The sequence below is a fragment of the Mycobacterium persicum genome (assembly GCF_002086675.1).
GTDB lineage: Bacteria > Actinomycetota > Actinomycetes > Mycobacteriales > Mycobacteriaceae > Mycobacterium > Mycobacterium persicum.
In genome coordinates this window covers 17,007-41,572 of record NZ_MVIF01000011.1, presented here as the reverse complement: position 1 = coordinate 41,572, position 24,566 = coordinate 17,007, and the positions used below count along the sequence as shown (strand labels likewise).

At 67.8% G+C, this 24,566-nt stretch carries 23 protein-coding genes; 16 read left to right on the top strand and 7 right to left on the bottom strand.

What is annotated here, in order from left to right; genetic code table 11:
* Nucleotides 1-33 precede the first annotated feature (33 nt).
* Genes BST40_RS05980 through cofD form a run of 4 tightly spaced genes read right to left on the bottom strand, consistent with a single transcriptional unit; the run spans nucleotide 34 to nucleotide 4,479 of the window.
* A complete protein-coding gene (locus tag BST40_RS05980) occupies nucleotides 34-582 on the bottom strand; it encodes an NUDIX hydrolase (protein ID WP_075547778.1) in 549 nt (182 codons plus the stop codon).
* On the bottom strand, nucleotides 579-2,150 hold the full coding sequence (locus BST40_RS05975) for an Eco57I restriction-modification methylase domain-containing protein (RefSeq protein ID WP_075547779.1): 1,572 nt from the start codon (nucleotides 2,148-2,150) through the stop codon (nucleotides 579-581). Before BST40_RS05975 ends, BST40_RS05980 begins: the two co-directional genes overlap by 4 nt.
* A 2-nt stretch (nucleotides 2,151-2,152) precedes the next feature.
* Entirely contained in the window at nucleotides 2,153-3,493 is a 1,341-nt protein-coding gene (locus BST40_RS05970) for a coenzyme F420-0:L-glutamate ligase (protein ID WP_083153768.1), read from the bottom strand.
* Nucleotides 3,490-4,479, bottom strand: a complete 990-nt coding sequence (gene cofD, locus BST40_RS05965; RefSeq protein ID WP_075547781.1) for a 2-phospho-L-lactate transferase — start codon at nucleotides 4,477-4,479, stop codon at nucleotides 3,490-3,492. The genes BST40_RS05970 and cofD overlap by 4 nt, the downstream gene beginning before the upstream one ends.
* Before the next feature lie 409 nt (nucleotides 4,480-4,888).
* Between cofD and BST40_RS05955 the strand changes: the two genes are divergently transcribed.
* On the top strand, nucleotides 4,889-5,236 hold the full coding sequence (locus tag BST40_RS05955; RefSeq protein ID WP_036391130.1) for a WhiB family transcriptional regulator: 348 nt from the start codon (nucleotides 4,889-4,891) through the stop codon (nucleotides 5,234-5,236).
* Nucleotides 5,237-5,272: 36 nt separating this feature from the next.
* Here BST40_RS05955 and BST40_RS05950 read toward each other — a convergent pair whose 3' ends face one another.
* A complete protein-coding gene (locus tag BST40_RS05950) occupies nucleotides 5,273-5,806 on the bottom strand; it encodes a metallopeptidase family protein (protein WP_371686920.1) in 534 nt (177 codons plus the stop codon).
* Nucleotides 5,807-5,871: 65 nt separating this feature from the next.
* On the opposite strand from BST40_RS05950, the gene BST40_RS05945 reads away from it, so the two are divergent.
* The 4 genes from BST40_RS05945 to manA all read left to right on the top strand — a co-directional run bounded on the left by BST40_RS05945 (nucleotide 5,872) and on the right by manA (nucleotide 10,198).
* A complete protein-coding gene (locus BST40_RS05945) occupies nucleotides 5,872-6,342 on the top strand; it encodes a DUF3499 domain-containing protein (protein WP_205411747.1) in 471 nt (156 codons plus the stop codon).
* Nucleotides 6,343-6,472: 130 nt separating this feature from the next.
* Nucleotides 6,473-7,867, top strand: a complete 1,395-nt coding sequence (locus BST40_RS05940) for a phosphomannomutase/phosphoglucomutase (protein WP_075547783.1) — start codon at nucleotides 6,473-6,475, stop codon at nucleotides 7,865-7,867.
* The gene (locus BST40_RS05935; protein ID WP_083153764.1) at nucleotides 7,864-8,964 is read left to right on the top strand and encodes a TobH protein; all 1,101 of its coding nucleotides are present in this window, start codon (nucleotides 7,864-7,866) and stop codon (nucleotides 8,962-8,964) included. The genes BST40_RS05940 and BST40_RS05935 overlap by 4 nt, the downstream gene beginning before the upstream one ends.
* A 7-nt stretch (nucleotides 8,965-8,971) precedes the next feature.
* Nucleotides 8,972-10,198 (top strand): mannose-6-phosphate isomerase, class I, encoded by a 1,227-nt coding sequence (gene manA / locus BST40_RS05930; protein ID WP_083153762.1) that lies wholly within the window; start codon nucleotides 8,972-8,974, stop codon nucleotides 10,196-10,198.
* Here manA and BST40_RS05925 read toward each other — a convergent pair.
* The gene (locus tag BST40_RS05925; RefSeq protein WP_089025026.1) at nucleotides 10,182-11,552 is read right to left on the bottom strand and encodes an FAD-dependent oxidoreductase; all 1,371 of its coding nucleotides are present in this window, start codon (nucleotides 11,550-11,552) and stop codon (nucleotides 10,182-10,184) included. The genes manA and BST40_RS05925 overlap by 17 nt on opposite strands.
* A gap of 61 nt (nucleotides 11,553-11,613) precedes the next feature.
* Entirely contained in the window at nucleotides 11,614-12,996 is a 1,383-nt protein-coding gene (locus tag BST40_RS05920; protein ID WP_083153758.1) for an FAD-dependent monooxygenase family protein, read from the bottom strand.
* A 54-nt stretch (nucleotides 12,997-13,050) separates the two neighbouring features.
* Between BST40_RS05920 and BST40_RS05915 the strand changes: the two genes are divergently transcribed.
* The 11 genes from BST40_RS05915 (at nucleotide 13,051) to BST40_RS05865 (ending at nucleotide 24,417) form a co-directional block, all read left to right on the top strand.
* Nucleotides 13,051-14,535 (top strand): amino acid permease, encoded by a 1,485-nt coding sequence (locus tag BST40_RS05915; protein ID WP_083153756.1) that lies wholly within the window; start codon nucleotides 13,051-13,053, stop codon nucleotides 14,533-14,535.
* Between the two features lie 112 nt (nucleotides 14,536-14,647).
* Nucleotides 14,648-15,922, top strand: a complete 1,275-nt coding sequence (locus BST40_RS05910; protein WP_075547789.1) for an alkane 1-monooxygenase — start codon at nucleotides 14,648-14,650, stop codon at nucleotides 15,920-15,922.
* Nucleotides 15,922-16,083: a rubredoxin gene (locus BST40_RS05905; protein WP_075547790.1), complete on the top strand. Its 162-nt coding sequence runs from the start codon at nucleotides 15,922-15,924 to the stop codon at nucleotides 16,081-16,083. Before BST40_RS05910 ends, BST40_RS05905 begins: the two co-directional genes overlap by 1 nt.
* Nucleotides 16,084-16,105: 22 nt before the next feature.
* Nucleotides 16,106-16,288, top strand: a complete 183-nt coding sequence (locus BST40_RS05900) for a rubredoxin (protein WP_023371557.1) — start codon at nucleotides 16,106-16,108, stop codon at nucleotides 16,286-16,288.
* On the top strand, nucleotides 16,288-16,935 hold the full coding sequence (gene alkX, locus BST40_RS05895) for a TetR family transcriptional regulator AlkX (RefSeq protein WP_075547791.1): 648 nt from the start codon (nucleotides 16,288-16,290) through the stop codon (nucleotides 16,933-16,935). The genes BST40_RS05900 and alkX overlap by 1 nt, the downstream gene beginning before the upstream one ends.
* Nucleotides 16,936-17,038: 103 nt before the next feature.
* Nucleotides 17,039-18,517: an adenosylhomocysteinase gene (ahcY, locus tag BST40_RS05890; RefSeq protein ID WP_075547792.1), complete on the top strand. Its 1,479-nt coding sequence runs from the start codon at nucleotides 17,039-17,041 to the stop codon at nucleotides 18,515-18,517.
* Nucleotides 18,518-18,611: 94 nt separating this feature from the next.
* Nucleotides 18,612-19,256, top strand: a complete 645-nt coding sequence (locus tag BST40_RS05885) for a dTMP kinase (RefSeq protein ID WP_083153754.1) — start codon at nucleotides 18,612-18,614, stop codon at nucleotides 19,254-19,256.
* Between the two features lie 69 nt (nucleotides 19,257-19,325).
* On the top strand, nucleotides 19,326-20,012 hold the full coding sequence (gene mtrA / locus BST40_RS05880) for a two-component system response regulator MtrA (protein WP_036417860.1): 687 nt from the start codon (nucleotides 19,326-19,328) through the stop codon (nucleotides 20,010-20,012).
* Nucleotides 20,013-20,076: 64 nt separating this feature from the next.
* Complete coding sequence (gene mtrB, locus BST40_RS05875) at nucleotides 20,077-21,756, top strand: MtrAB system histidine kinase MtrB (protein WP_075547794.1); 1,680 nt, start codon at nucleotides 20,077-20,079, stop codon at nucleotides 21,754-21,756.
* Nucleotides 21,756-23,531: an MtrAB system accessory lipoprotein LpqB gene (gene lpqB / locus BST40_RS05870; protein ID WP_075547874.1), complete on the top strand. Its 1,776-nt coding sequence runs from the start codon at nucleotides 21,756-21,758 to the stop codon at nucleotides 23,529-23,531. The genes mtrB and lpqB overlap by 1 nt, the downstream gene beginning before the upstream one ends.
* A gap of 55 nt (nucleotides 23,532-23,586) precedes the next feature.
* The gene (locus tag BST40_RS05865) at nucleotides 23,587-24,417 is read left to right on the top strand and encodes a hypothetical protein (protein ID WP_075547795.1); all 831 of its coding nucleotides are present in this window, start codon (nucleotides 23,587-23,589) and stop codon (nucleotides 24,415-24,417) included.
* The last annotated feature ends 149 nt before the right edge of the window (nucleotides 24,418-24,566 follow it).

The following is a 24,566-nucleotide window of genomic DNA, read 5'->3' as shown; positions in this document are numbered from 1 at the left end:
GCGTCACGCCCGACGCCGAACGTGACGCTGGCGTCACGCCCGGCGTGTCGCCCGAGTTGCTTGAGTCACCAGGTACGCCAGCGCGTGGTCGGCTCCGGGCGGTAACTCCTCGGCCGGCCACCACCGCAGGTCCTCGGACTCGTCGCTGATCGCGATCTGCGCCCCGGCCGGCGCATGCGCCACGAACTGCAGATCCAGGTGACGCGTCGGCACTCCCAACGAGCAGGTGACCGGGTGCACGTGCACCGCGACCAGTTCGGGCGCCAGTCGCAAACCCGCGATGCCGGATTCCTCGGTCGCCTCGCGCAGCGCCGCGGCGACCACGTCGCGGTCATCGTCCTCGCAGTGGCCGCCCAGCTGCACCCAACGACCGAAGCGGCGATGCAGACACAGCAGCACCTGGGTGCCGCTGTCGTCCAGCACCAGCGTGGAGGCGGTGATGTGGCCGGCTTCGCAGTCGCGCCGGCACGCGTCGGCGCGGGCATGCACGAACGCCAGCACGGCATGCCGCAGCGAGTCCTGGCCCGGATCGGGAGCCTGCCAATCGGTCAGGGTGGCGATCACCGAATCCCGGATGCTCAACGCGACCCCCGGTTGCGTCGGCGATCGCGAAGGGTGGACCACGCCGCCCGGCAGCTCGTGACCAGGTCCGGCGACAGACCGAGCCGCTCGATCAGGACCTGGCGATCCACAATGTCGAGGGCCTTCTCCGTCTCGTTCGCCTTCAGCAGCAGATCGACGTCGCGGGCAAGTTCGATGCTCGCGGACGCCGGCGGCGGGACCGGCAACAGCTCGGCCTCACCCGGCTCGAGCTCCAGGACGCCACCGCCGTAACTGCGGCCCATGATCTCGGCGAACGCGAACGTCGCGCTGTTGTGGAAGACGGCGGCGAGCCTTGCCGGATCGACGGCGGGGCCCACCCGTACCCGATGCACGGTGTCGGTGCTCGTCGCCGCGGCCGCATTGACCGTCAGGCGCGGCGCGCAGTGGATTTGGCGCAGCATGAAAAGGTCCGGAATCCACAGCGACGGCGTGCGCCACCACGGTTTGCGGATCGAGCACTTATAACCCAGGTGAACCCCGGCGGCCTCGCCGGCGGCAAGGTGTGCGGCCAAAGCGGGATCTGTGCGGGTGATGGGGGCGTCCAGCAGCCAGGTTCGGTGCCCGGCGGCGACATCGCTTGCCCGGCAATCGTCGTCGTAGACCAGACCGCTGAGTTGGGCGCTGCGAGAGACCAGCGGAACGCAGTGCCGCCGCAGCCCCCGCGCGGCCGCCTCGACGTCGGTGAAGGTGAAGAAGCTGTTGCGGCCGGTCACGATGCCCACGTCCACCTCCGCCAGGTCGCCGAGCCTGACCATGGCCCCGGACCGGCGCAGTGCGCGTAACAGCTCGACCTGACCCGGCTCGAGGAAATAGGTGGTCCACTTCTCTTTTTCGTGAAGCAGTGCCGGAGCGGTCTCGCCGGTGAGGTTCGCGCGCTCGAGTCCACCGGCGCCGGCGAGGTTGACCGTGCGTATCCGCGCCGGGCCCGCGCCGACCACTCCGCAGAACAACACGACTTCTTGCAGGATCGCGTCGAATACCAATCGCTCGAAAGTCACCAGCGTGATTTCGCGATAACTGCTCAGCAGAAATTCCCGCAGTTGCGCCGCGTAGCCGACCTGCAACAATTCCGCCGGAACCACCAGGCCCACTCGTCCGCCGTCGCGCACCAGGTTTGTGCTGGCCACGACGAACGGGACCCAGGCATTGGTCAGCTTCGTCGGGCGCAGGCCCGCGCTTCGCATCAGCTCCAGGGCCGGTGCCCGCTGATCGGGCGCCCAGTTGCCGAAGCGGATATAGGGCGGGTTGCCGGCGATACCGTCCCAGCTGCCGGGTCGGGTCGTATGCAGCCAGCTGAAAAAGTTGTCGACGTCGACGGCTGCGAATTCTCGCGACTTTTTCGCTTCCCGCTCAACGAGTTCCACACCGTGCGCCCGGCACGTCAGCGCAGCCAGTTCCCGCAGAATCCGGCCATCCCCGCAGGAGGGCTCCAGGATCCGTGGGCCGGCCTCGCAGACCCACCGGGCAAGGAACCGGGCCACCGCGGGCGGCGTGTAGTAGCCGCCGCGAACTTTGTCGGCGGACGCGGCGGCCTTACCGGCGAACATTGTCACTTGCGGATCAGCAGATCCCCGACGGGCGCCGGGTCGCGCACCCCCGTCGGCTCTTGGGGGTAGCCGATCGCGATGGCGCCCAACGGCTCCCAGTCGGCAGGCAACCGCAATTCGGCACGCACCAGATCGGCGGCGAAGATCGTCGAGCCGATCCAGCAACTGCCCAGTCCACGCACCGCCAGGGCGACCAGCAGAGCTTGCACCGCGGCTCCCACCGCGACGGTGAACATGGTGTGCTCGGCGTGGCCGCGGGCCGCGTCGGGGTAGGCGTGGGCGCCCTCGGGAACCAGCATCGGGATCACGACTTCGGGTGCGTCGTAAAGGATTTGGCCGCGCGCGACGCGGCGTTCGACGGCGTCGGCCGGCTTGCCGTCGCCGGCCAGATCGGAGCGCCACTTGTCTTTCATCCGGTCGAGCAGCCGGGTGCGCACCGCCGGCGTCTGTAACCATACGAAGCGCACCGGCCGGGTGTGGTGCGGGGCCGGCGCGGTGAGCGCCTCGGCGACCGCGGATTCGACGAACTCCGGCGGTACCGGCTCGGGGTTGAACCGGCGAACCGACCTGCGCAACAGCTGGGCCTGTCGACGCCCCAGCTCGATGGCTTCGGCGGTCCCGAGCCAGAACAGGTCCTCGGCGCCCGGCCGCACCAAGCGCCGCGCCGTGGAGCCGTCGTCGCGCACCGGCAGCCCGCGGACCACGGCCACCGGTAGCGCCGTCAACTTGCCCTTGACCAGATCGGCGGCGGCGGCGATCTCGTCGGCGACCGCGATCTCGGTGACGACCAACTCGTTGCCGTGCCGGTCCAGGGCGCCCGCATAGTTATGCAACACCGCCAGACCGGCGGCGCCGACCGCGGCGTCGATCTGGCCGCAGCGCCAGGCTCGTCCCATGGTGTCGGTGACCACCACAGCCACGGTGACACCGAGGCGTTCGCGCAGCCCGGCGCGCAGCGCCGCGGCGCTGGCGTCGGGATCGGCGGGCAGCAGCGCCAATTCATTCCGGTTGACGTTGGATCCGTCGACCCCGGCGGCGGCCTGCACCAGCCCGAGTCGGTTCTCGGTGATCAACGTCTTGCCCTTGCGGGCCAATATCCGTACCGCTTCGTCGTCGATCAGCTTGCGACGCAGCCGATCTCGCGCCTCCTCGGACTCCGGTGCCGGCACCAGCCGGCCCTCGCACTTGGACACCACCTTGCTGGTGACCACTACGACGTCGCCGTCGCACAGCCAGGGCGCGGCCGCGGCGATCGCCGCGCTCAGGTCATCGCCAGGGCGGAATTCGGGAAGCCCGGTGACAGGCAGGATTTCGACGGCCGATCCGGTGCCGTGCTCGCTCACGCCGCCACGCCCGCAAGCTCCAGCCCGGCGCTCACCATCTCCGCGGTTGCCTTCGGGTCGCTCATCAACAGCGGTATCGATCGCACCAGCACGCCGTCGATATCGGCCTGATCGCCCTCGGCGACCAGCCAGCAGTCGAGTATGCCGGTGCCGGTGCGCGCGCCGTAGTGCCGGCCCACCGCCGCCGCGGTGGAATCCACCCCGAGCACCGAAAGACACGCATCGGCCATGCCGCGCAACGGTTTTCCCCCGATGATCGGCGAGTAGCCGACGATCGGCGCTGAGGTGGCCCGCAGGGCGGCCCGGATTCCGGGGACCGCCAGGATGGCGCCGATGCTGACCACCGGGTTGGACGGAGCCAGCATGACGACGTCGGCCTCGGCGATGGCGGCCACCACTTCTGTTGTAGCACTAGCTGTTTCGGTGCCGATGAAGGCGAAGCTGTGGGTCGGCACCTGGGCGCGGTAACGCACCCACCACTCCTGGAAGTGGATGGCACGCCGGGATCGGGTCTCCGGGTCGGTGATCACCACGTGGGTTTCGCAACGGTCGTCGCTGACCGGGAGTAACGTCGCCCCCGGTTGCCAGCGGTCACACAGTGCCGCGGTGATCTGCGACAGTGGGTAGCCGGCCCGCAGCATCTGAGTGCGCACCAGGTGGGTCGCCAGATCCCGGTCGCCGAGCTGGAACCAGTCCGGCTGCACGCCGTAGCGCGCGAGTTCCTCTTTGACGTGCCAGGTTTCGTCGCGATGACCCCAACCGCGCTGCGGATCGACACCGCCGCCCAGGGTGTACATGCAGGTGTCCAGGTCCGGGCAGACGCGCAGCCCGTGGATCCAGGCATCGTCACCGATGTTGACCACCGCCGTCAATTCGTGACATGCGTCGTGTCCCGGTATGGCAAACTGTCCCAGGCCGAGCAACTGCTGGACCCCCAACAGAAAGCGGGCGCCGCCGACTCCCCCCACGAGAACGGTGACCTTCACACCGCAGGACAGTACCCGCCGGGGACGGGGGATCAGGGCGGGGTTGCCGCGCTTTCACGCCGGCCCCTGACCGGCCCCCCGAGGGGCCCCTGACGGGCCCCTGACGGGCCCCTGACGGTCATTGTGACGAAGTGCACTAGACACGCCGTACAACGAACCGAAACAGAATCGCGGAAATTTGATCACGAGATGGTATGGAAATGCGCCGGAATGCTTGACCCGGCTGCCCAATGCGTGTCTAATCACATCAGTGTCATTTCCCGGTTGGCCGGCCGGTTTCGGTGTCGCAGACCGAGATTCGATCACTAGTTCGAATTGGGTTAACCGCACATCAAAACAGTGGCAAACCATTTCACGATCTATTAGGTGAGGAGGCGGCGGCATGTCCTATGAGCACCTTAGGGGTGTGATGGCAGGCGCACCGCACACCGCTGCCGGCTCGGCGACAGTGCCATCGATGGAGATTGCCCGACCGCACTTGAGTTTGGTTCCCGACGCGTTCGAGCCTCAGCCGGCGCCGGCTCCCGTCGAGCCGCCCGCCGACCAGTGGCAGGACCGCGCCCTTTGTGCCCAAACGGATCCCGAGGCGTTCTTTCCGGAGAAGGGCGGCTCGACCCGCGAGGCAAAGAAGATCTGCCTCGGCTGCGAGGTGCGCCACGAGTGCCTGGAATACGCGCTGGCTCACGACGAGCGTTTCGGCATCTGGGGTGGCCTGTCGGAGCGCGAGCGTCGCCGCCTCAAGCGCGGAATCATCTGAGCGGGATCCTGTTCGGGATCTAGGGCAGCCCGGCGCTCAGTCGTCGTCGATCGTCGGGTCGACGACCGAGGGCTCGACATCCAGATAGCTGGCCACCTGGGCCACCAAGATTTCGTGCAACAACTCGCCAAGCTCCAGGGTGTCCTTCGCCCGTCGCTCAATTGGCTTGCGGAACAACACGATTCGTGCCCGCGTGGCATTGCCGCGGACGTCGACCCCTGCCGGTATCAGCCGGGCAAGCGGGATCGGCCCGTCGGCGATGACTTCGGGCGGCCACTGCACGCTCTCGGGATCCTTGGCCGAGATGCGCGGGATCTCGTCGACCGCGACGTCCAATTCCGACACCCGCTCCTGCCAGCGGCGCTCGATGGGTTCGTAGGCTTCCAGCACCGCCATGTCGAACCGCTCGGACCGGCTGCGCCACCCCGGCACCGTCGGCGGCAGCAGCGGGCCACGCCACTCGCGGCCCCGGCGCCGCACCCGACGCGCCGCCGCGGATCTGCCACCCGGCCGGCCGCTGCGCGGGTAGCCGCGGGAATCGGTCACGCGCCGATGGTAACGGTTGCACATCGCGGCTGGCACGGATGCGCGTGTCCGCCGCTCCGGCGGCGTTTCCGCACGATAGCCTTTCGGTCGTGAACGTACCCCGTCGCTGCTGCCGGCCCGGGTGTCCGCACTATGCAGTGGCAACGTTGACGTTCGTCTACTCGGACTCGACGGCGGTCGTGGGTCCGCTCGCCACCGCACGCGAACCGCACTCCTGGGATCTGTGCGTCAGCCACGCCGGCCGCATCACCGCGCCGCGCGGGTGGGAACTCGTGCGCCATGCCGGACCGCTACCCACCAATCCCGATGAGGACGATCTGGTTGCGCTGGCCGACGCGGTGCGCGAGGGCGGCCCCGTCGCTGCCGGGGCCTATTCGGTGGCCCATCCCGGCAGAAACGGCTCGCCGCACAACGGCTTCCCCGATCCCGTGGTCCACCACGCCGGTGTTCAGGCCGGTGTTCATGCTAAGGCTCCGAGTGGTGGGGTGTTCGCGCCGTCCGAACATCGCAATGGACGTCGCCGTGGACACCTTCGGGTGTTGCCCGATCCACCCGACTAGTCACGACTGGCCCGGCCGATTCCCGCAGCCGGTTCGGCTCCGGTCCGGACCGATGCCGTCGGCGACTTCGTCGGGCCGATAGGCTGGCGGCCAAGGGACGCAGAAAACCTCAGTCGTCAGGAGCCCCGCCATGTCTTGGCCCGCCGCGGTTATCAATCGTGTTATCAAGGCTTATGACGTGCGCGGGTTGGTCGGGGAAGAGATCGATGAGTCGCTGACCGCCGATATCGGCGCGGCCTTCGCCCGGTTGATGCACACCGAGGGTGCGCGGCAGGTGGTGATCGGCCACGACATGCGCGACAGTTCGCCGTCGTTGGCCGCCGCGTTTGCCGACGGGGTGACCGGACAGGGCCTCGACGTGGTGCGCATCGGTTTGGCGTCGACCGATCAGCTCTATTTCGCCTCGGGACTGCTGGACTGCCCCGGTGCGATGTTCACCGCCAGCCACAACCCCGCCGCATACAACGGCATCAAGCTGTGCCGGGCCGGCGCCAAACCGGTGGGCGCGGATACCGGGCTCATCGCCATCCGCGACGATCTCATCAATGGCGTGCCCGCCTACGACGGGCCGGCCGGAACGTGCACCGACCAGGATGTGCTGGACGACTACGGGAAATTCCTGCGATCGCTGGTCAACACCACCGGACTGCGGCCGCTGCGGGTGGCCGTGGACGCCGGCAACGGGATGGCCGGCCACACCGCGCCGGCCGTGCTCGGCCCCATCGGCTCGATTACCTTGCTGCCCTTGTACTTCGAACTCGACGGCTCGTTTCCCAATCACGAGGCCAACCCGCTCGATCCGGCCAACCTGGTGGACCTGCAGTCCTATGTGCGCGACACCGGCGCCGATATCGGCCTGGCCTTCGACGGAGACGCCGACCGCTGCTTCGTGGTCGACGAGACCGGCCACCCCGTGTCGCCGTCAACGGTGACCAGCCTGGTGGCAGCGCGCGAGCTCGGCCGGGAGATCGGCGCCACGGTGATCCACAACGTGATCACCTCGCGCGCGGTGCCCGAACTGGTCGTCGAGCGCGGCGGCACGCCGCTGCGCTCGCGAGTCGGACACTCCTATATCAAGGCGCTGATGGCCGACACCGGCGCGATCTTCGGCGGCGAACACTCGGCCCACTACTACTTCCGCGATTTCTGGGGCGCCGATTCGGGGATGCTGGCCGCACTGTATGTGCTGGCCGCCCTCGGTGAGCAGGACCGGCCGTTGTCCGAGCTGACCGCCGACTACCAGCGCTATGAATCGTCCGGTGAGATTAACTTCCGTGTGGCCGACGCCGAGGCGTGCGTGGAGGCGGTGCTGAAGTCGTTCGGCAGCCGGGTCCAGTCCATCGACCACCTCGACGGCGTAACGGTGGATCTGGGCGATGACAGCTGGTTCAACCTGCGCAGCTCCAACACCGAGCCGTTGCTGCGGCTCAACGTGGAGGCCCGCACCGCCGAGGAGGTCGATGCGGTGGTGCAGCAGGTCAGCGGCGAAATCGCGGCCCAGCTGCCGGCGGAGGCGGGACCGTGAGTGCCGTCCACTCGGTCGATCTCGAAGACGCCGCCGGCCTGATCGCCGCCGACCGCGACGGCCTGTTGCGCGCCGCGTCGACCGCCGGTGCGCAGGTGCGGGCGATTGCCGCCGCACACGACGAAGGCGAACTGGACTTGCTGCGCGGCGGCGACCGGCCCCGAACGGTGATCTGGGTGGGCGGGCGAGGTCCCGCCGAGACGGCCGGGGCGATGCTGGTATCGACGCTCGCGGCTGCGGCCGCGGAGCCGATCGCGCTCGCCAGGGAGGCACCGCCCTGGGTGGGTCCGCTTGACGTCCTCATTGTCGCCGGTGACGACCCCGGTGATCCCGCACTGGTCGCAGCGGCCGCGACCGGTGTGCGCCGAGGCGCGCGGGTCGTCGTCGTAGCCCCCTATGCGGGTCCGCTGCGCGACTCCACGGCCGGTCGAGTCGCGGTGCTGGAACCACGACTACGGGTTCCCGACGAGTTCGGGTTGTGCCGCTACCTGGCCGCGGGCTTGGCCGCGCTGAGCACCGTGGACCCCAGGCTGCAGATCGACCTGGCGTCGCTGGCCGACGAACTCGATGCCGAGGCGTTGCACAACAGTGCCGCCCGCGAGGTGTTCACCAACCCGGCTAAGACGCTTGCCGCGCGGGTATCGGGACGCCGGGTTGCGCTGACCGGTGACAACGCCGCCACCCTGGCCCTGGCGCGGCACGGCAGCTCGGTGCTGCTGCGGATCGCGCAGCAGGTGGCCGCGGCCGCCTGGCTGGCCGACGCGGTGGTGGCGCTGCGGGCCGGCGCGGCCTCCGGTGCCGCCGGTTATTCGGGGGATGCCCTGTTCCACGACGAGCAGATCGACGGCCCGCTGCCCGAGCGGATGCGGGTGCTGGCGCTGACGTTGGCCGGGGAGCGGACGGTGGTCGGCGCCCGGATCGCCGGGCTGGACGACATCAACCTGGTCACGGCCGAGGACGCGACGCAGGACCCCGGCGTGGCCGGGTCGGATGGCCCGCTCACAGCGGCCGCCGCTCAACGTCCCGAACAGCAACTGGCAATATTGGCCGTTCGGCTGGAGATGGCCGCGGTGTATTTGCGACTGGCGCGGGGATAGATACAAGGTGGAATTGCTACGCGGAGCGTTACGGACATACGCCTGGGGATCGCGTACCGCTATCGCCGAGTTCACCGGGCGGCCGGTGCCGGCCGCCCACCCCGAAGCCGAACTCTGGTTTGGTGCGCACCCTGGTGACCCCGCCTGGCTGGAAACCGACAAAGGCGAAACCTCGTTGCTGGAAGCGCTGAGCACCGATCCGGAGGGACAGCTCGGTCACGGGTTGCGCACCCGGTTCGGCGATGTGCTGCCGTTCCTGGTGAAGGTCCTGGCCGCCGACGAGCCGTTGTCGTTGCAGGCCCACCCCAGCGCCGAGCAGGCCATCGAGGGCTATCTACGGGAAGAGCGGCTCGGCATTCCGGTGGCGTCGCCGGTGCGCAACTATCGCGACACCAGCCACAAGCCCGAGTTGCTGGTGGCGTTGCAGCCGTTCGAGGCGCTGGCCGGCTTCCGTCAGGCCGCCCGCACCCGCGAGCTGCTGCAGGCGCTGGCGGTGTCGGACCTCGACCCGTTCATCGACTTGCTCAGCGACCAGTCCGACGCCGACGGCCTGCGTGCGCTGTTCACCACCTGGATCACCGCCCCCCAGCCCGACATCGACGTGCTGGTGCCCGCCGTGCTGGAGGGCGCCATTCACTACCTCAGCTCCGGTGCGACGGAATTCGCCGCGGAGGTCAAGACGGTGCTGGAGCTGGGCGAGCGTTATCCCGGCGACGCCGGGGTGCTCGCGGCGTTGTTGCTCAACCGGATCAGCCTGTGGCCGGGTGAGGCGATATTCCTGCCGGCCGGCAACTTGCACACCTATCTGCGGGGTTTCGCGCTGGAGGTAATGGCCAACTCCGACAACGTATTACGTGGCGGTCTGACTCCCAAGCACGTCGATGTGCCGGAGCTGCTGCGGGTGCTGGACTTCGCCCCGACCGCGGAGTCGCAACTGCGGCCGCCGATCCGGCGCGACGGGCTGGAGCTGGTTTACGACACTCCGGCCGAGGAGTTCGCGGTCGCGTTGCTCGCGCTCGGCGCGGATCAGCTGGGCCACGAGATCGATGCACCCTCCAGCCATGAGGGCCCACAGATCTTGTTGTGCACCGAGGGTTCGACCATGGTCCATGGCAAGTCGAAGTCGTTGACGCTCAAGCAGGGGATGGCTGCCTGGGTGGCCGCTGACGACGGCCCGATTCGGCTGCTCGCGCACGAGCCCACGAAACTGTTCCGGGCTACCGTGGGGCTGTGACGGCTTGCCGCCTACCGGCGACGGCTTGGCGGCGCTCGCCGAGCCATAGCCGCAGGTTGTGGGCCATGGCCCGGCCGACAATCCGCGGCGGCGGAATCATGTACAGGCTATCCAGCAGCGAGAACCGGCGTAAAAACCATTCGGCGAGAACGGGATTCGTTTCGGCGGCGCCGAGGAATTGGTCGAACAACGCACCGGATGGTCGCCACCACCACGGGACCGGCCCGGCGACGCCGTGGTGGAAGGTGATGTCGCCGATGGCGTTCATCATCCACACCGGATAGGTCGTCTTGCGGGTGAGCCGGTTGAATTCGGCCGCAAGGCTTTTCGTGGGAGATTGCAGCGCCCGGCGCAGATTGCCGGCCTGCAGCGACGTCATCGTCATGCCCTGCCCGAAGGTGGGGTTGAAGCTGGCCACGGCGTCGCCGAACGGGAGGATGCCCGCCGGGAACCGCTCCAGTTTGTCGTAGCGGCGCCACCGGCTGGCCGGAAAGGCATGCAGGACCGGGCTGCCCACCGGTTCGGCCTGTGCTAGCGCGTCGGCGAATCGGGCCGGCAGCAGCTGGTCGGCGAGCGCGCGCATCTCGGGGAAGGTCGACGGCGGCTTGGCATGGGCGACGCCGAAGGTGGTGATCACCCAGGTGCCGTCCTCGTAGCACAGCATGCCCAGGCCCAGCGACTGGTCATGTGAGGCGCCGGCGACCACCACCTTCTCCCGCAGCAGGCCGTCGGGGAGGCGGAACTGCTGGCTGGCGTAGTTGATGCCGATGTCCACGGTTTCCTCGGCCGGGCGCTGAAATCCCCACTGCGTCAACCACACTGGTAGCCGGGTGCCGCGCCCCGCCGCGTCGACGACGAGGTCGGCGGCCCGGAACTCGGGATCACCGTCTTCCTGGGGTGCGAGCAGCACCCCGGTCACCCGTTGCCGGGCGGGCGCGAACCGCGGTTCGAGAACGAGTCGCCGCACGATCTCGACGTTGTCGATGTCGAGGACCCGCCGGCGCAGCTGCCATTCCAGATGCGGCCGGCTGGGCACGTAGGCGGTGAACTCTTCGCGCAGCGTGTGTGCTGTCCCCAGGACGTGGCCCGCGGCCCCGAAGTAGATGCAGTCCGGGCGGTTCTCCAGCATGGGCACACCGGCGGCGACCATGTCTTTCAACAGGCCGGGGAAGAGGCTGTCGAATTCGTCTGCGCCACGGGCCATCAGCATGTGCAGGTGCCGGTCTTGGGGAACCGTGGCGCGGTTGGCCGGTGCGTCCGGCAGCTCGTCGCGCTCGAAAACCGTCACCCGGCCGAAAAAATCCGAGAGCACCCGCGCCGCGCACAGCCCCGCGATGCTGGCCCCGATGACGATCGCATGGTCCCTGGAATCCGTCGTGCTCGCCAAGCTCCCCCGCATTCCCGCAGCGTACCCGCTACTGTCGCGGCGACCGGCGCTCGCGCAGCCACAGCCGCATGTTGTGCGCCACGGCGCGGCCGATGATTGGCGCCGACGGCACCGTGTACAGGCTGTCGAGCAGCGAGATTCGGCGTAAAAACCATTCGGCCAGAACAGGATTGGTTTCAGCGGCACCGAGGAACTGGTCGTAGAGCGCGCCGACCGGCCGATACCAGCGCGGCATCGGCCCGTCGGCGTGTTGGAAGCAGTGGTCGGCGATCGCGTTCATCGTCCACACCGGTCTGGTGATCTTGGCGGCGGCCCGGTTGAATTCGACGGCCGGCTCGCCGGGTGCGGATTGCAGTGCCTGGCGCAGCCGGCCGGCCTGCAGGGACGCCATCGTCATGCCCTGCCCGAAGGTGGGATTGAAGCTGGCGACGGCGTCCCCGAACGGGATGATCCCGGCCGGGAAGCGACTCAGCTTGTCGTAGCGGCGCCATCTGCTGACCGGAAATGCGAGGAATGCCGGGGCGCCGACGGGTTCGGCCCGGGCCAACGCATCGGCGAAACGGCTGGGCAGCAGCCGGTAGCCGAGCTCACGCATCTCGTCGAAGGTCGCAGGCGGGGTGGCTTTGGCGACCCCGAACGTCGTCAAGATCCAGCTGCCGTCCTCGTAGCACAACATGCCCAGGCCCAGCGATTGCCCTGGGCCGACACCGGTGACCACGATCTTTTCCCGGATGAGTCCGTCCGGGATGGTGAGCCGGTGGCTGGCATAGCCGATGCCGACGTCGACGGTGTCCTCGGCCGGGCGCTGATATCCCCACTGCGCCAACCACACCGGCAGCCGACTGCCGCGACCGGCCGCATCGACGGCGAGATCGGCCGCGACGAACTCCGGATCATCGGCGCCGGTCTCCGCCAGCACACCGGTTACCCGGTCACGTGCGCCGTCGAACCGCGGCTGGTTGACGGTGCGCCGCCGGATCGCGACGTTGCCGAGGGCCAGCACCCGTCGTCGCAGCTGCCACTCCAGGTGGGGCCGGCTCGGCAGATAGGCGGTGAACTGCTTACGCAGTTGCCGGCCGGTGCCCAGGACGTGGCCTACCGCGCCGAGGTAGATGCACTCCGGGCGGTTGTCCAGCATCGGCACGCCGGCTGCCACCAGTTCCGCCAACAGACCGGGGAACAGCGCCTCGAATTCCAGCGCGCCGCGGGCCATCAGCAGGTGCAGATGACGGTCCTGGGGGACCGCGCCGCGATACGAGGGCGTGTCCGGCAGTTCGTCGCGCTCGAAGACGGTCACCGTGGCATAGAAGTCGGCGAGCGCCCGGGCTGCGCACAACCCGCCGATGCTGGCGCCGATGACGACCGCGTGGTCCTTGGGGTTTGCGGCGCTGTTTCGCAAGCTCGCCCTCATCCCCGGCAGCGTACCCAGTACTGTGCGGTCACAGCTGGAGGCGAGAGGACACGCATGGCCGATCGATGGCGCACGAAGTCGGTAGAGCAATCGATCGCTGACACCGACGAGCCGGACACTCGGCTGCGCAAGGACCTCACCTGGAGAGACCTGGTGGTGTTCGGTGTTTCGGTGGTGATCGGCGCCGGTATCTTCACGGTCACCGCCTCGACTGCCGGCGACATCACCGGCCCGGCCATCTGGGTGTCGTTTCTCATCGCCGCGGGCACCTGCGCGCTGGCGGCCCTGTGCTATGCCGAATTCGCCTCGACGCTTCCGGTGGCCGGCAGCGCATACACCTTCTCCTATGCGACTTTCGGTGAGTTCCTGGCGTGGGTGATCGGCTGGAACCTGGTCCTGGAATTGGCCGTCGGCGCCGCCGTCGTCGCCAAGGGCTGGTCCAGCTATCTGGGCACAGTGTTCGGATTTGCTGGTGGCACAATCCATTTCGGATCGGTCAACTTCGACTGGGGTGCATTGCTGATCGTCGCGGTGGTGGCGACCCTGGTCGCGCTGGGCACCAAGTTGTCGTCGAGGTTTTCTGCCGTGGTCACCACCATCAAGGTGTCGGTGGTCATCTTCGTCGTGATAGTCGGCGCGTTCTACATCAAGGCCGCCAATTACTCGCCCTTCATTCCCGAACCCGAACCCGAACATCAGGGCAAGGGCGCCGACCAGTCGGTGCTGTCGCTGCTGACCGGAGCCCACGGCAGCCACTACGGCTGGTACGGCGTCCTGGCCGGGGCGTCGATCGTGTTCTTCGCGTTCATCGGCTTCGACATCGTGGCCACGATGGCCGAGGAGACCAAGCATCCGCAGCGTGACGTCCCGCGGGGCATTCTGGCGTCGCTGGGCATCGTCACGCTGCTCTATGTCGCGGTGTCGGTGGTGCTGTCCGGCATGGTGTCCTACCGGCAGCTGCGCACCGTGCGGGGCGGCGGCCAGGCGAACCTGGCCACCGCCTTCACGGCCAACGGGGTGTACTGGGCCAGCGGCATCATCTCCGTCGGGGCGCTCGCCGGGCTGACCACCGTGGTGATGGTGCTGATGCTCGGACAGTGCCGGGTCCTGTTCGCGATGGCGCGCGACGGGCTGTTGCCGCGGCAGCTGGCCAAGACCGGGCCACGCGGCACGCCGGTGCGGATCACCGTGCTGGTCGCGGTGGTGGTGGCCGCGACGGCGTCGGTCTTTCCCATCACCAAGCTCGAAGAGATGGTCAACGTCGGCACCTTGTTCGCCTTCGTCCTGGTATCCGGCGGTGTGATCATTCTGCGCAGGAAGCGGCCCGACCTGAAGCGCGGCTTCCGGGCGCCGTTGGTGCCGTGGCTTCCGATCGCCTCGCTGTGCGCGTGTCTGTGGTTGATGGTGAATCTGACCGCGCTGACCTGGGTCCGGTTCGGCGTCTGGTTGGTGTTGGGCACCGCGATCTACGTGGGCTATGGGCACCGGCATTCGGTGCACGGAAACCGGGAGGTGGCCAATGCGGCGCCTGACAAGTAAGGCCATTTTGGAAACATAGTGTACAAATATACGTCTGATGTCTAGACAGCAGACGTATAAGGCAGTAATGTCCAACCTTAAGCGTGGTGTGACTCACGAGGAGGTTTGGCATATGACCACACAGTTCAGTTCCGAGTTGGCGCAAGCTCCCGAAACGGAGTGGCGCGATAAGAAGCGCCACCTGTGGCTGATGGGATTGATCGCCCCGACGGCGTTGTTCGTGATGCTGCCGATCGTGTGGGGGCTGAACCAGCTGGGCTGGCACGCCGCGGCCCAGGCGCCGCTGTGGATCGGACCGTTCCTGGTCTACATCCTGTTGCCGCTGCTGGACCTGCGCTTCGGGCCCGACGGTCAGAACCCGCCCGACGAGGTGATGGAGCGGCTGGAAAACGACAAGTACTACCGCTACTGCACCTACATCTACGTCCCGTTCCAATACCTCAGTGTGGTGCTGGGCGCCTATCTGTTTACCGCGTCCGACCTCGGTTGGCTCGGCTTCGAGGGCGGTTTGAGCTGGGCGGGCAAGATCGGGGTTGCCCTGTCGGTGGGTGTGCTTGGTGGCGTCGGCATCAACACAGCCCACGAGATGGGTCACAAGAAGGAGTCGCTGGAGCGCTGGTTGTCCAAGATCACGCTGGCCCAGACCTGCTACGGCCACTTCTACATCGAGCACAATCGTGGGCACCACGTGCGGGTGTCCACCCCGGAGGATCCGGCGTCGGCCCGCTTCGGGGAGACCTTCTGGGAATTCCTGCCGCGCAGCGTCATCGGCAGCCTGCGCTCCGCGATCGGGCTGGAAGCCCAACGGATTCGCCGGCTCGGTAAGAGCCCCTGGGACCCCCGGACCTACCTGTCCAACGACGTGCTCAACGCCTGGGCGATGTCGGTGGTGTTGTGGGGGGTGCTGATCGCGGTTTTCGGCGTGGGCCTGATCCCGTTCGTGATCATCCAGGCGGTGTTCGGCTTCAGCCTGCTGGAAGCGGTCAACTACCTCGAGCACTACGGACTGCTGCGGCAGAAGATCGGCACCGCTTCCGGGAAGGCCCGCTACGAGCGCTGCGCGCCGGTGCACAGCTGGAACTCCGACCACATCGTCACCAACCTGTTCCTGTATCACCTGCAGCGGCACAGCGACCACCACGCCAACCCCACCCGTCGTTACCAGACGTTGCGCAGCATGGACGGGGCGCCGAACCTGCCCAGTGGGTACGCGTCGATGATCTCGCTGACCTACTTCCCGCCGCTGTGGCGCAAGGTGATGGACCACCGGGTGCTCGAGCACTACGACGGCGACATCACCAGGGTCAACCTGCACCCCCGGGTGCGCGCCAAGATGCTGGCCCGGTACGGGGCCGTGCACGCAGCCCGGCACGGAGACGCGGCATGATGGCGGCCTATCGGTGCCCGGTCTGCGACTACGTCTACGACGAGGCCAAAGGTGAACCCCGGGAAGGGTTTTCAGCCGGCACCCGATGGGAGCAGATTCCCGACGAGTGGTGCTGCCCGGACTGCGCCGTCCGGGAGAAGGTCGATTTCGAAAAGGTGTGAAAGGTCTGAAAGGGAGACAACCATGAGCGACTACAAGCTGTTTCAGTGCGTCCAGTGCGGCTTCGAGTACGACGAGGCACTCGGCTGGCCGGACGAGGGCATCGCACCCGGCACTCGCTGGGAGGACATCCCGGAGGACTGGAGTTGCCCGGATTGCGGGGCGGCGAAGTCCGACTTCGTGATGGTGGAGGTGGCCCGATCGTGATGGAGGCCAAGGTGCTGGCGGAAACAGATATTGTCGCGCCTGTGAAGCGGATTCCTTACGCCGAGGCATCTCGGGCCCTGTTGCGCGATTCGGTGCTGGATGCGATGCGGGATCTGTTGCTGACTCGAGACTGGTCGGCGATCACCCTGTCTGACGTGGCTCGCGCCGCAGGTGTTAGCCGGCAGACCATCTACAACGAGTTCGGCTCTCGGCAGGGCCTGGCGCAGGGCTATGCGCTGCGCCTCACCGACCGCCTGGTGGACCGGGTGCATGCCTCGCTGGATGCCAACGTGGGCAACATCTTTGAGTCGTTCTTACAGGGTTTTCGCGCTTTCTTCGCCGAGTCCGCGGCCGATCCCCTGGTGATCTCGTTGCTGACCGGCGCCGCCAAGCCCGATTTGCTGCAGCTGATCACCACCGACAGCGCGCCCATCATCAACCGTGCGTCGGCCCGCCTGGCGAAGGCCTTCACCCAGACCTGGGTGGCCACCAGTGACGACGACGCCGGTGTGCTCTCGCGGGCGATCGTGCGGCTGTGCTTGAGCTATGTGCCGATGCCGCCGGAGGCCGACCACGACGTTGCCGCGGACCTGGCGAGGTTGATGACGCCGTTCGCGGAACGCCACGGGGTGATCAATATCCCCTGACCTGCGAGGCTGGGAGCCGGGGGCTACAGTGGCTGAAGAGCATACCTAGGCTATGTCGCCTCGCTCAGCTTCCCGCAGGCCCACAGTAAGGATCAAACACGCCATGACGACGACCGAAACTTCGCTGACCCCCGACGTTCGTAACGGCATCGACTTCAAGATTGCCGATCTGTCGCTGGCGGATTTCGGTCGTAAGGAACTGCGCATCGCCGAGCACGAGATGCCCGGCCTGATGTCTCTGCGTCGCGAATACGCCGAGGTGCAGCCCCTCAAAGGCGCTCGCATCTCGGGTTCGCTGCACATGACCGTGCAGACCGCGGTGCTGATCGAGACGTTGACCGCACTCGGCGCCGAAGTTCGGTGGGCGTCGTGCAACATCTTCTCGACCCAGGACCATGCGGCGGCCGCCGTCGTGGTCGGCCCGCATGGCACGCCCGAGGAGCCCAAGGGTGTCCCGGTATTCGCGTGGAAGGGCGAGACGCTCGAGGAGTACTGGTGGGCCGCCGAGCAGATGCTGACCTGGCCGGACCCGGACAAGCCTGCCAACATGATCCTCGACGACGGCGGCGATGCCACCATGCTGGTGCTGCGCGGCATGCAGTACGAGAAGGCCGGCGTGGTGCCGCCCGCCGAGGAAGACGATTCGGCGGAGTGGAAGGTGTTCCTGAACCTGCTGCGGAACCGGTTCGAGACCGACAAGGGCAAGTGGACCAAGATCGCCGAGTCGGTCCAGGGTGTCACCGAGGAGACCACCACCGGTGTGCTGCGGCTCTACCAATTCGCCGCCGCCGGCGACCTGGCCTTCCCGGCGATCAACGTCAACGACTCGGTGACCAAGTCCAAGTTCGACAACAAGTACGGCACCCGGCACTCGCTCATTGACGGCATCAACCGCGGCACCGACGCGCTGATCGGCGGCAAGAAGGTCCTGATCTGCGGCTACGGCGACGTCGGTAAGGGCTGTGCCGAGGCGATGAAGGGCCAGGGCGCGCGGGTCCAGGTCACCGAGATCGACCCGATCAATGCGCTGCAGGCGATGATGGAGGGCTTCGACGTCGTCACCGTCGAGGACGCCATCGCCGACGCCGACATCGTCGTCACCGCCACCGGCAACAAAGACATCATCATGCTCGAGCACATCAGGCAGATGAAAGACCACTCGATCCTGGGCAACATCGGCCACTTCGACAACGAGATCGACATGGCCGGTCTGGAGCGCTCCGGGGCGACCCGGGTCAACGTCAAGCCGCAGGTCGACCTGTGGACCTTCCCCGACACGGGCCGCTCGATCATCGTGCTGTCCGAGGGCCGACTGCTGAACCTGGGCAACGCCACCGGGCATCCGTCGTTCGTGATGAGCAACAGCTTCGCCAACCAGGTGATCGCCCAGATCGAGCTGTGGACCAAGAACGACGAATACGACAACGAGGTGTACCGACTGCCCAAGCACCTCGACGAAAAGGTGGCCCGCATCCACGTCGAGGCGCTCGGTGGTCACCTGACCAAGCTCACCAAGGAGCAGGCAGAGTACCTCGGCGTCGACGTCGAGGGCCCCTTCAAGCCGGATCACTACCGCTACTGAGTGCGGTGTCGGCGGCCGAGCGTGACGCCACAGTCACGTTCGGCGCCGAGTGTGACTGCCGCGTCACGCTCGAGGCAGGGACTAGGCTCGCGCCGTGCTGATCGCGATCGAAGGCGTTGATGGTGCCGGCAAACGGACGCTGACCGAGGGCCTGCGCGCGGCGTTCCAGGCGGTCGGGAAGTCGGTGGCCACGCTGGCGTTCCCGCGCTACGGGCGCTCGGTCACCGCCGACATCGCCGCGGAGGCCCTGCACGGGGGGCACGGTGATCTCGCCTCGTCGGTGTACGCGATGGCGACGCTGTTCGCGCTCGACCGCGCCGGCGCGGCGGCGGAGATCGCGGAGCTGCGGCGGAACTACGACGTGGTGATCCTGGATCGCTACGTAGCCTCCAACGCCGCCTATAGCGCGGCCCGGCTGCACGAGGACGCGCACGGGCAGGCGGTCGCCTGGGTGCGGCAACTCGAGTACCAGCGGCTGGAGCTGCCCGCACCCGACTGGCAGGTGCTGCTGGCGGTGTCCACCGATCTTGCCGCACAGCGGGCCCGCAGCCGGGCCGAAGCCGACCCCGTGCGAGCGCGCGACAGCTACGAGCGTGACGACAAGCTGCAACAGCGCACCGGCGCGGTGTATGCGCAATTGGCCGCCGCGGACTGGAACGGACGATGGTTGGTGGTCGACTCCGAGGTCGACGCGGACCGGCTGGCGGCGACCCTGATGGCCTCAAATGATCGATTTTGAGACTATTTGCCCATATCAAAGACGAAACGCCCGGGTGGAATCGCAGTTTTGTCCGGTTCTAGTGCCACCATGGACACCATGAGGCAAAGGATTCTCGTCGTCGATGATGACGCTTCGCTGGCAGAGATGCTGACCATCGTGCTGCGTGGGGAGGGCTTCGACACCGCGGTCATCGGTGACGGCACCCAGGCCCTGACCGCGGTGCGCGAGCTGCGCCCCGATCTGGTGCTGCTCGACCTGATGCTGCCCGGCATGAACGGCATAGACGTATGTCGTGTGCTCCGTTCGGACTCCGGCGTTCCGATCGTGATGCTGACCGCCAAGACCGACACCGTCGACGTGGTGCTTGGTCTCGAGTCGGGCGCCGACGACTACATCATGAAGCCGTTCAAGCCCAAGGAGCTGGTCGCACGGGTGCGGGCCCGGCTGCGCCGCAACGACGACGAGCCGGCCGAGATGTTGTCGATCGCCGACGTCGACATCGACGTGCCGGCGCACAAGGTCACCCGCAACGGCGAGCAGATCTCGCTGACGCCGCTGGAATTCGACCTGCTGGTCGCATTGGCACGCAAACCCCGCCAGGTGTTTACTCGTGATGTGCTGCTCGAACAGGTGTGGGGATATCGTCACCCGGCCGACACCCGGCTGGTGAACGTGCATGTCCAGCGTCTGCGGGCTAAGGTCGAGAAAGACCCGGAGAACCCGACAGTGGTGTTGACCGTTCGAGGAGTGGGATACAAGGCCGGACCCCCGTGATCCCCGGGGACGACCGCGACGCCCCGGGGGGACCGCCGTCCGCTGACAGGGGAGTGCGGCGCCAGTGATTTGGGGCTCTCGGCGACGTACGCGTGGTCGTTGGGGGCGCTCCGGCCCGATGGCTCGCGGCTTGAGTGCGCTGAGTCGAGCCGTCGCGGTGGCGTGGCGCCGATCGTTGCAACTGCGCGTCGTCGCGCTGACGCTCGGACTCTCGCTGGCCGTGATCCTGGCGCTTGGCTTCGTGCTGACCAGCCAGGTCACCAACCGGGTGCTCGACATCAAGCTCAAGGCCGCGATCGACCAGACCGAGCGGGCGCGAAACACCGTCAGCGGCATCGTCAACGGCGAAGAGACCCGCTCGCTGGACAGCAGCCTGCAGCTCGCGCGCAACACCCTGACCTCGAAAACCGATCCCGCCTCCGGTACCAGCCAGGCCGGTGCGTTCGATGCGGTGCTGATGGTCCCGGGTGACGGGCCGCGCGCCGCCTCCACGGCCGGGCCCGTCGACCAGGTGCCCGCCGCGTTGCGGGGCTTCGTCAAGGCCGGCCAGGCCGCGTATCAGTACGCCACCGTGCACACCGACGGCTTCTCCGGGCCGGCGCTCATCGTCGGTACGCCGACGTCGTCGCGGGTGGCCAACCTGGAGCTGTACCTGATCTTCCCGCTGGCCAACGAGCAGGCCACCATCGCGCTGGTGCGCGGCACCATGGCAACGGGCAGCCTGGTGCTGCTGGTTCTGCTGTCCGGCATCGCGCTGCTGGTGTCGCGCCAAGTCGTGGTGCCGGTCCGTTCGGCTTCGCGGATCGCCGAACGGTTCGCCGAGGGGCATCTGTCCGAGCGCATGCCGGTGCGCGGCGAAGACGACATGGCGCGATTGGCGGTGTCGTTCAATGACATGGCCGAGAGTCTGTCCCGACAGATCACCCAACTCGAGGAGTTCGGCAACCTGCAGCGCCGCTTCACCTCCGACGTCAGCCACGAACTGCGCACCCCGCTGACCACGGTGCGCATGGCGGCCGACTTGATCTACGACCACAGCGCCGACCTGGACCCGACGCTGCGGCGCTCCACGGAGCTGATGGTCAGCGAGTTGGACCGGTTCGAGTCACTGCTCAACGACCTGCTGGAGATCTCCCGGCACGACGCGGGGGTGGCGGAGCTGTCGGTGGAGGCAGTCGATCTGCGCACCACCGTCAAGAGTGCTCTGGGCAATGTGGGGCACCTGGCCGAGGAGACCGGTATCGAGTTGCTCGTGGAGTTGCCGGCCCATGAAGTGATCGCCGAGGTCGACGCCCGCCGGGTAGAACGGATACTGCGCAATCTGATCGCCAACGCCATCGACCACGCCGAGCACAAGCCGGTGCGGATCCGGATGGCCGCCGACGAGGACACGGTGGCGGTCACGGTGCGCGACTACGGGGTGGGGCTGCGGCCCGGTGAGGAGAAACTGGTGTTCAGCCGATTCTGGCGCGCCGATCCCTCGCGGGTGCGGCGCTCCGGCGGCACCGGGCTGGGTCTGGCGATCAGCATCGAGGACGCGCGACTGCACCAAGGCCGGCTGGAAGCCTGGGGGGAACCCGGCCAGGGCTCCTGCTTCCGGCTGACGCTTCCGCTGGTGCGCGGGCACAAGGTGACCACCAGCCCGTTGCCCATGAAGCCGATCCCGCAACCCGTCCCACAGCCGAACGCGCCAGAACAGAAAGATCGTCAGCACCAGCGCGAACCCGCGGAGTGGAGCGGCTGATGCAGCGGATCCGGGCGATCCGGGCCAGCACGGCCCTGTTGTTCGTGGCCGCGCTGCTCGGCGGCTGCGCGAGTGTGCCCAGTTCGTCGGCGCCGCAAGCCATCGGCACCGTCGAGCGTCCGGCGCCGTCGAACCTGCCCAAGCCGACCCCGGGCATGGATCCAGACGTGCTGCTGCGCGAATTCCTCAAGGCCACCGCCGACCCGGCCAACCGGCATCTGGCAGCACGTCAGTTCCTTACCCAGTCGGCATCCAACGCCTGGGACGATGCCGGCAGCGCCTTGCTGATCGACCACGTGGTATTCGTCGAAACCCGTGGCGCAGAACGGGTTTCGGCGACCATGCGGGCAGATATCCTGGGTTCGCTCTCCGACATCGGGGTCTTCGAGACGGCCGAGGGTCAGCTGCCGGATCCAGGCCCGATCGAATTGGTCAAGACGTCCGGTGGCTGGCGCATCGACCGGCTGCCCAACGGGGTTTTCCTGGACTGGCAGCAGTTCCAGGCGACCTACAAGCGCAACACCTTGTACTTCGCCGACCCGACCGGCAAGACCGTGGTTCCCGATCCGCGCTACGTCGCGGTGTCCGATCACGACCAGCTGGCCACCGAGTTGGTGTCCAAGCTGCTGTCGGGGCCGCGTCCGGAGATGGCCCACACGGTGCGCAACCTGCTGGCTCCGCCGCTGCGGCTGCGCGGTCCGGTAACCCGTGCCGACGGCGGCAAGAGCGGCATCGGCAAGGGGTACGGCGGGGCGCGCATCGACCTGGAGAAGCTGTCCACCACCGATCCGCACAGCAGGCAATTGCTTGCCGCCCAGATCATTTGGACGTTGGCCAGAGCCGACATCAGAGGGCCGTACGTGATCAACGCCGACGGCGCCCCGCTCGACGACAGGTTCGCGGAGGGATGGAACACCTCCGACGTCGCCGCCACCGACCCGGGGGTGGCCGATGGCGCCGGCGCGGGCCTGCACGCCCTGGTGGGCGGTTCACTGGTGGCGCTGGATGGACAGCGGATCATTACCGTGCCCGGTGCCTTCGGGCGGATGGGCGACCAGACCGGGGCAGCACTGTCCCGCAGTGGCCGGCAGGTGGCGTCGGTGGTGACGCTGCGGCGTGGCGCCCCCGATGTGGCGGCCTCCTTGTGGATCGGTGACCTCGGCGGCGAGGCGGTCCAGTCGGCCGACGGCCACAATCTTTCGCGGCCCAGCTGGTCGCTGGACGACGCGGTGTGGGTGGTCGTCGACACCAACATCGTGCTGCGGGCGATCCAGGAAACCGCGTCGGGACAACCGGCGCGGATACCGGTGGACTCCACCGCGGTGTCCAGTCGCTTTCCGGGCGCGATCACCGACCTGCAGCTCTCGCGCGACGGAACGCGGGCCGCGATGGTGATCGACGGGCAGGTGATCCTCGCCGGTGTCGAGCAGACCCAGGCTGGTCAGTTCGCCCTGACCTATCCGCGGCGGCTGGGTTTCGGGCTGGGTACCTCGGTGGTGTCGCTGTCCTGGCGAACCGGCGACGACATCGTGGTGACCCGCAATGATGCGACGCACCCGGTTTCGTATGTGAACCTCGACGGGGTCAACTCCGACGCCCCGGCCAGGGGTTTGCAGATACCGCTGTTCGCCATCGCCGCCAATCCCTCGACGGTGTACGTTGCCGCTCCGCAAGGGGTGCTGATGTATTCGGCGTCGGCCGCCGACGGTCAGCAGGGCTGGGCGGAAGTTGCGGGCCTGATGGTGGCGGGGGCGGCGCCGGTATTGCCGGGATGAGCGCTGGGCTGGGCTGATCTCACCGGCTACCCTCGCAGTGAGGAGGCGCTTGTCGATGTCGCCCAGAGTTCCTTTCCTGCGTTGGGACGATCCGTTCCGCGCCCTCGACATGCTGGCCTCGTTGTGGTCGTCGACCGGGTTGCCGTCGGTGAGCGCGGGAGCCGCCCAAGCGGTTGCCATGCCATACCGCACCTTGTTCATGACGCTGCAGCAGCTGCTCGTCGACAAGGAAGTCACGGTGCGCATCGGCGGCGACGATGTGGTGCTGACCGTGACCGAGCTGGACGCCGAGCTCGACCCGCAGGGGTTGCCCGTCGGTCAGCTCGGCGAGGTCCGCGTCGCCGCACGCGACATCAGGTGGGATCAGCACCACCTCCAAACCGCGGTCGCCGTCCTGCGCAACGTGCACATCCGTCCGGGCGTGCCCCCGCTGGTGGTCGCGGCTCCGGCCCGGTTGTCGTCGGTGCTGTCGGCGGACATCTTCGACGATGTGCTGCGGCAGGTGGCACCGCAGCTGCGCAGTGAACTCCGCGGGGACGGGACCGCCCGGCTGCGCTGGGCACGCCGGCCCGGTTGGGGCGGGGTGGAAGTGGACGCCGACGTGGTGGGCACGACGTTGTGGCTGCGCCCGCGCGCCGTGATCACCGGGCACCGCCGGTGGCCCCTGCCGATCCGGGTCCCCGCGTACCAGGTGCCGCTGCCCGCGCTGCCGCATGGGCTGCTGCTGACCGACGTCGACCTTGGCCCGGACTCGCTGCACCTGTCCGCGCTGCTGCCGGAGTGGCGCATGGAGTTGCCGCTGCGTCATCTCGAGGATCTGATCACCCGATTGAGCCAGGGGGCGCTCAGCTTCACCTGGCCCTCGTTGCTGCGGGGCTCGGACTGACCGGCGGCAGAGTGGCTCGGTCGTTCCAGGTCGTTCCAGGTCGTTCCAGATCTGCCGAATTTGCCGAAACGGCATCCCGATACCGCGCACCGGCGACTCACCGCGGGATCGCGGGTGGCCGAGCGTGCTTGTGCTCGGCGCGGCGACGG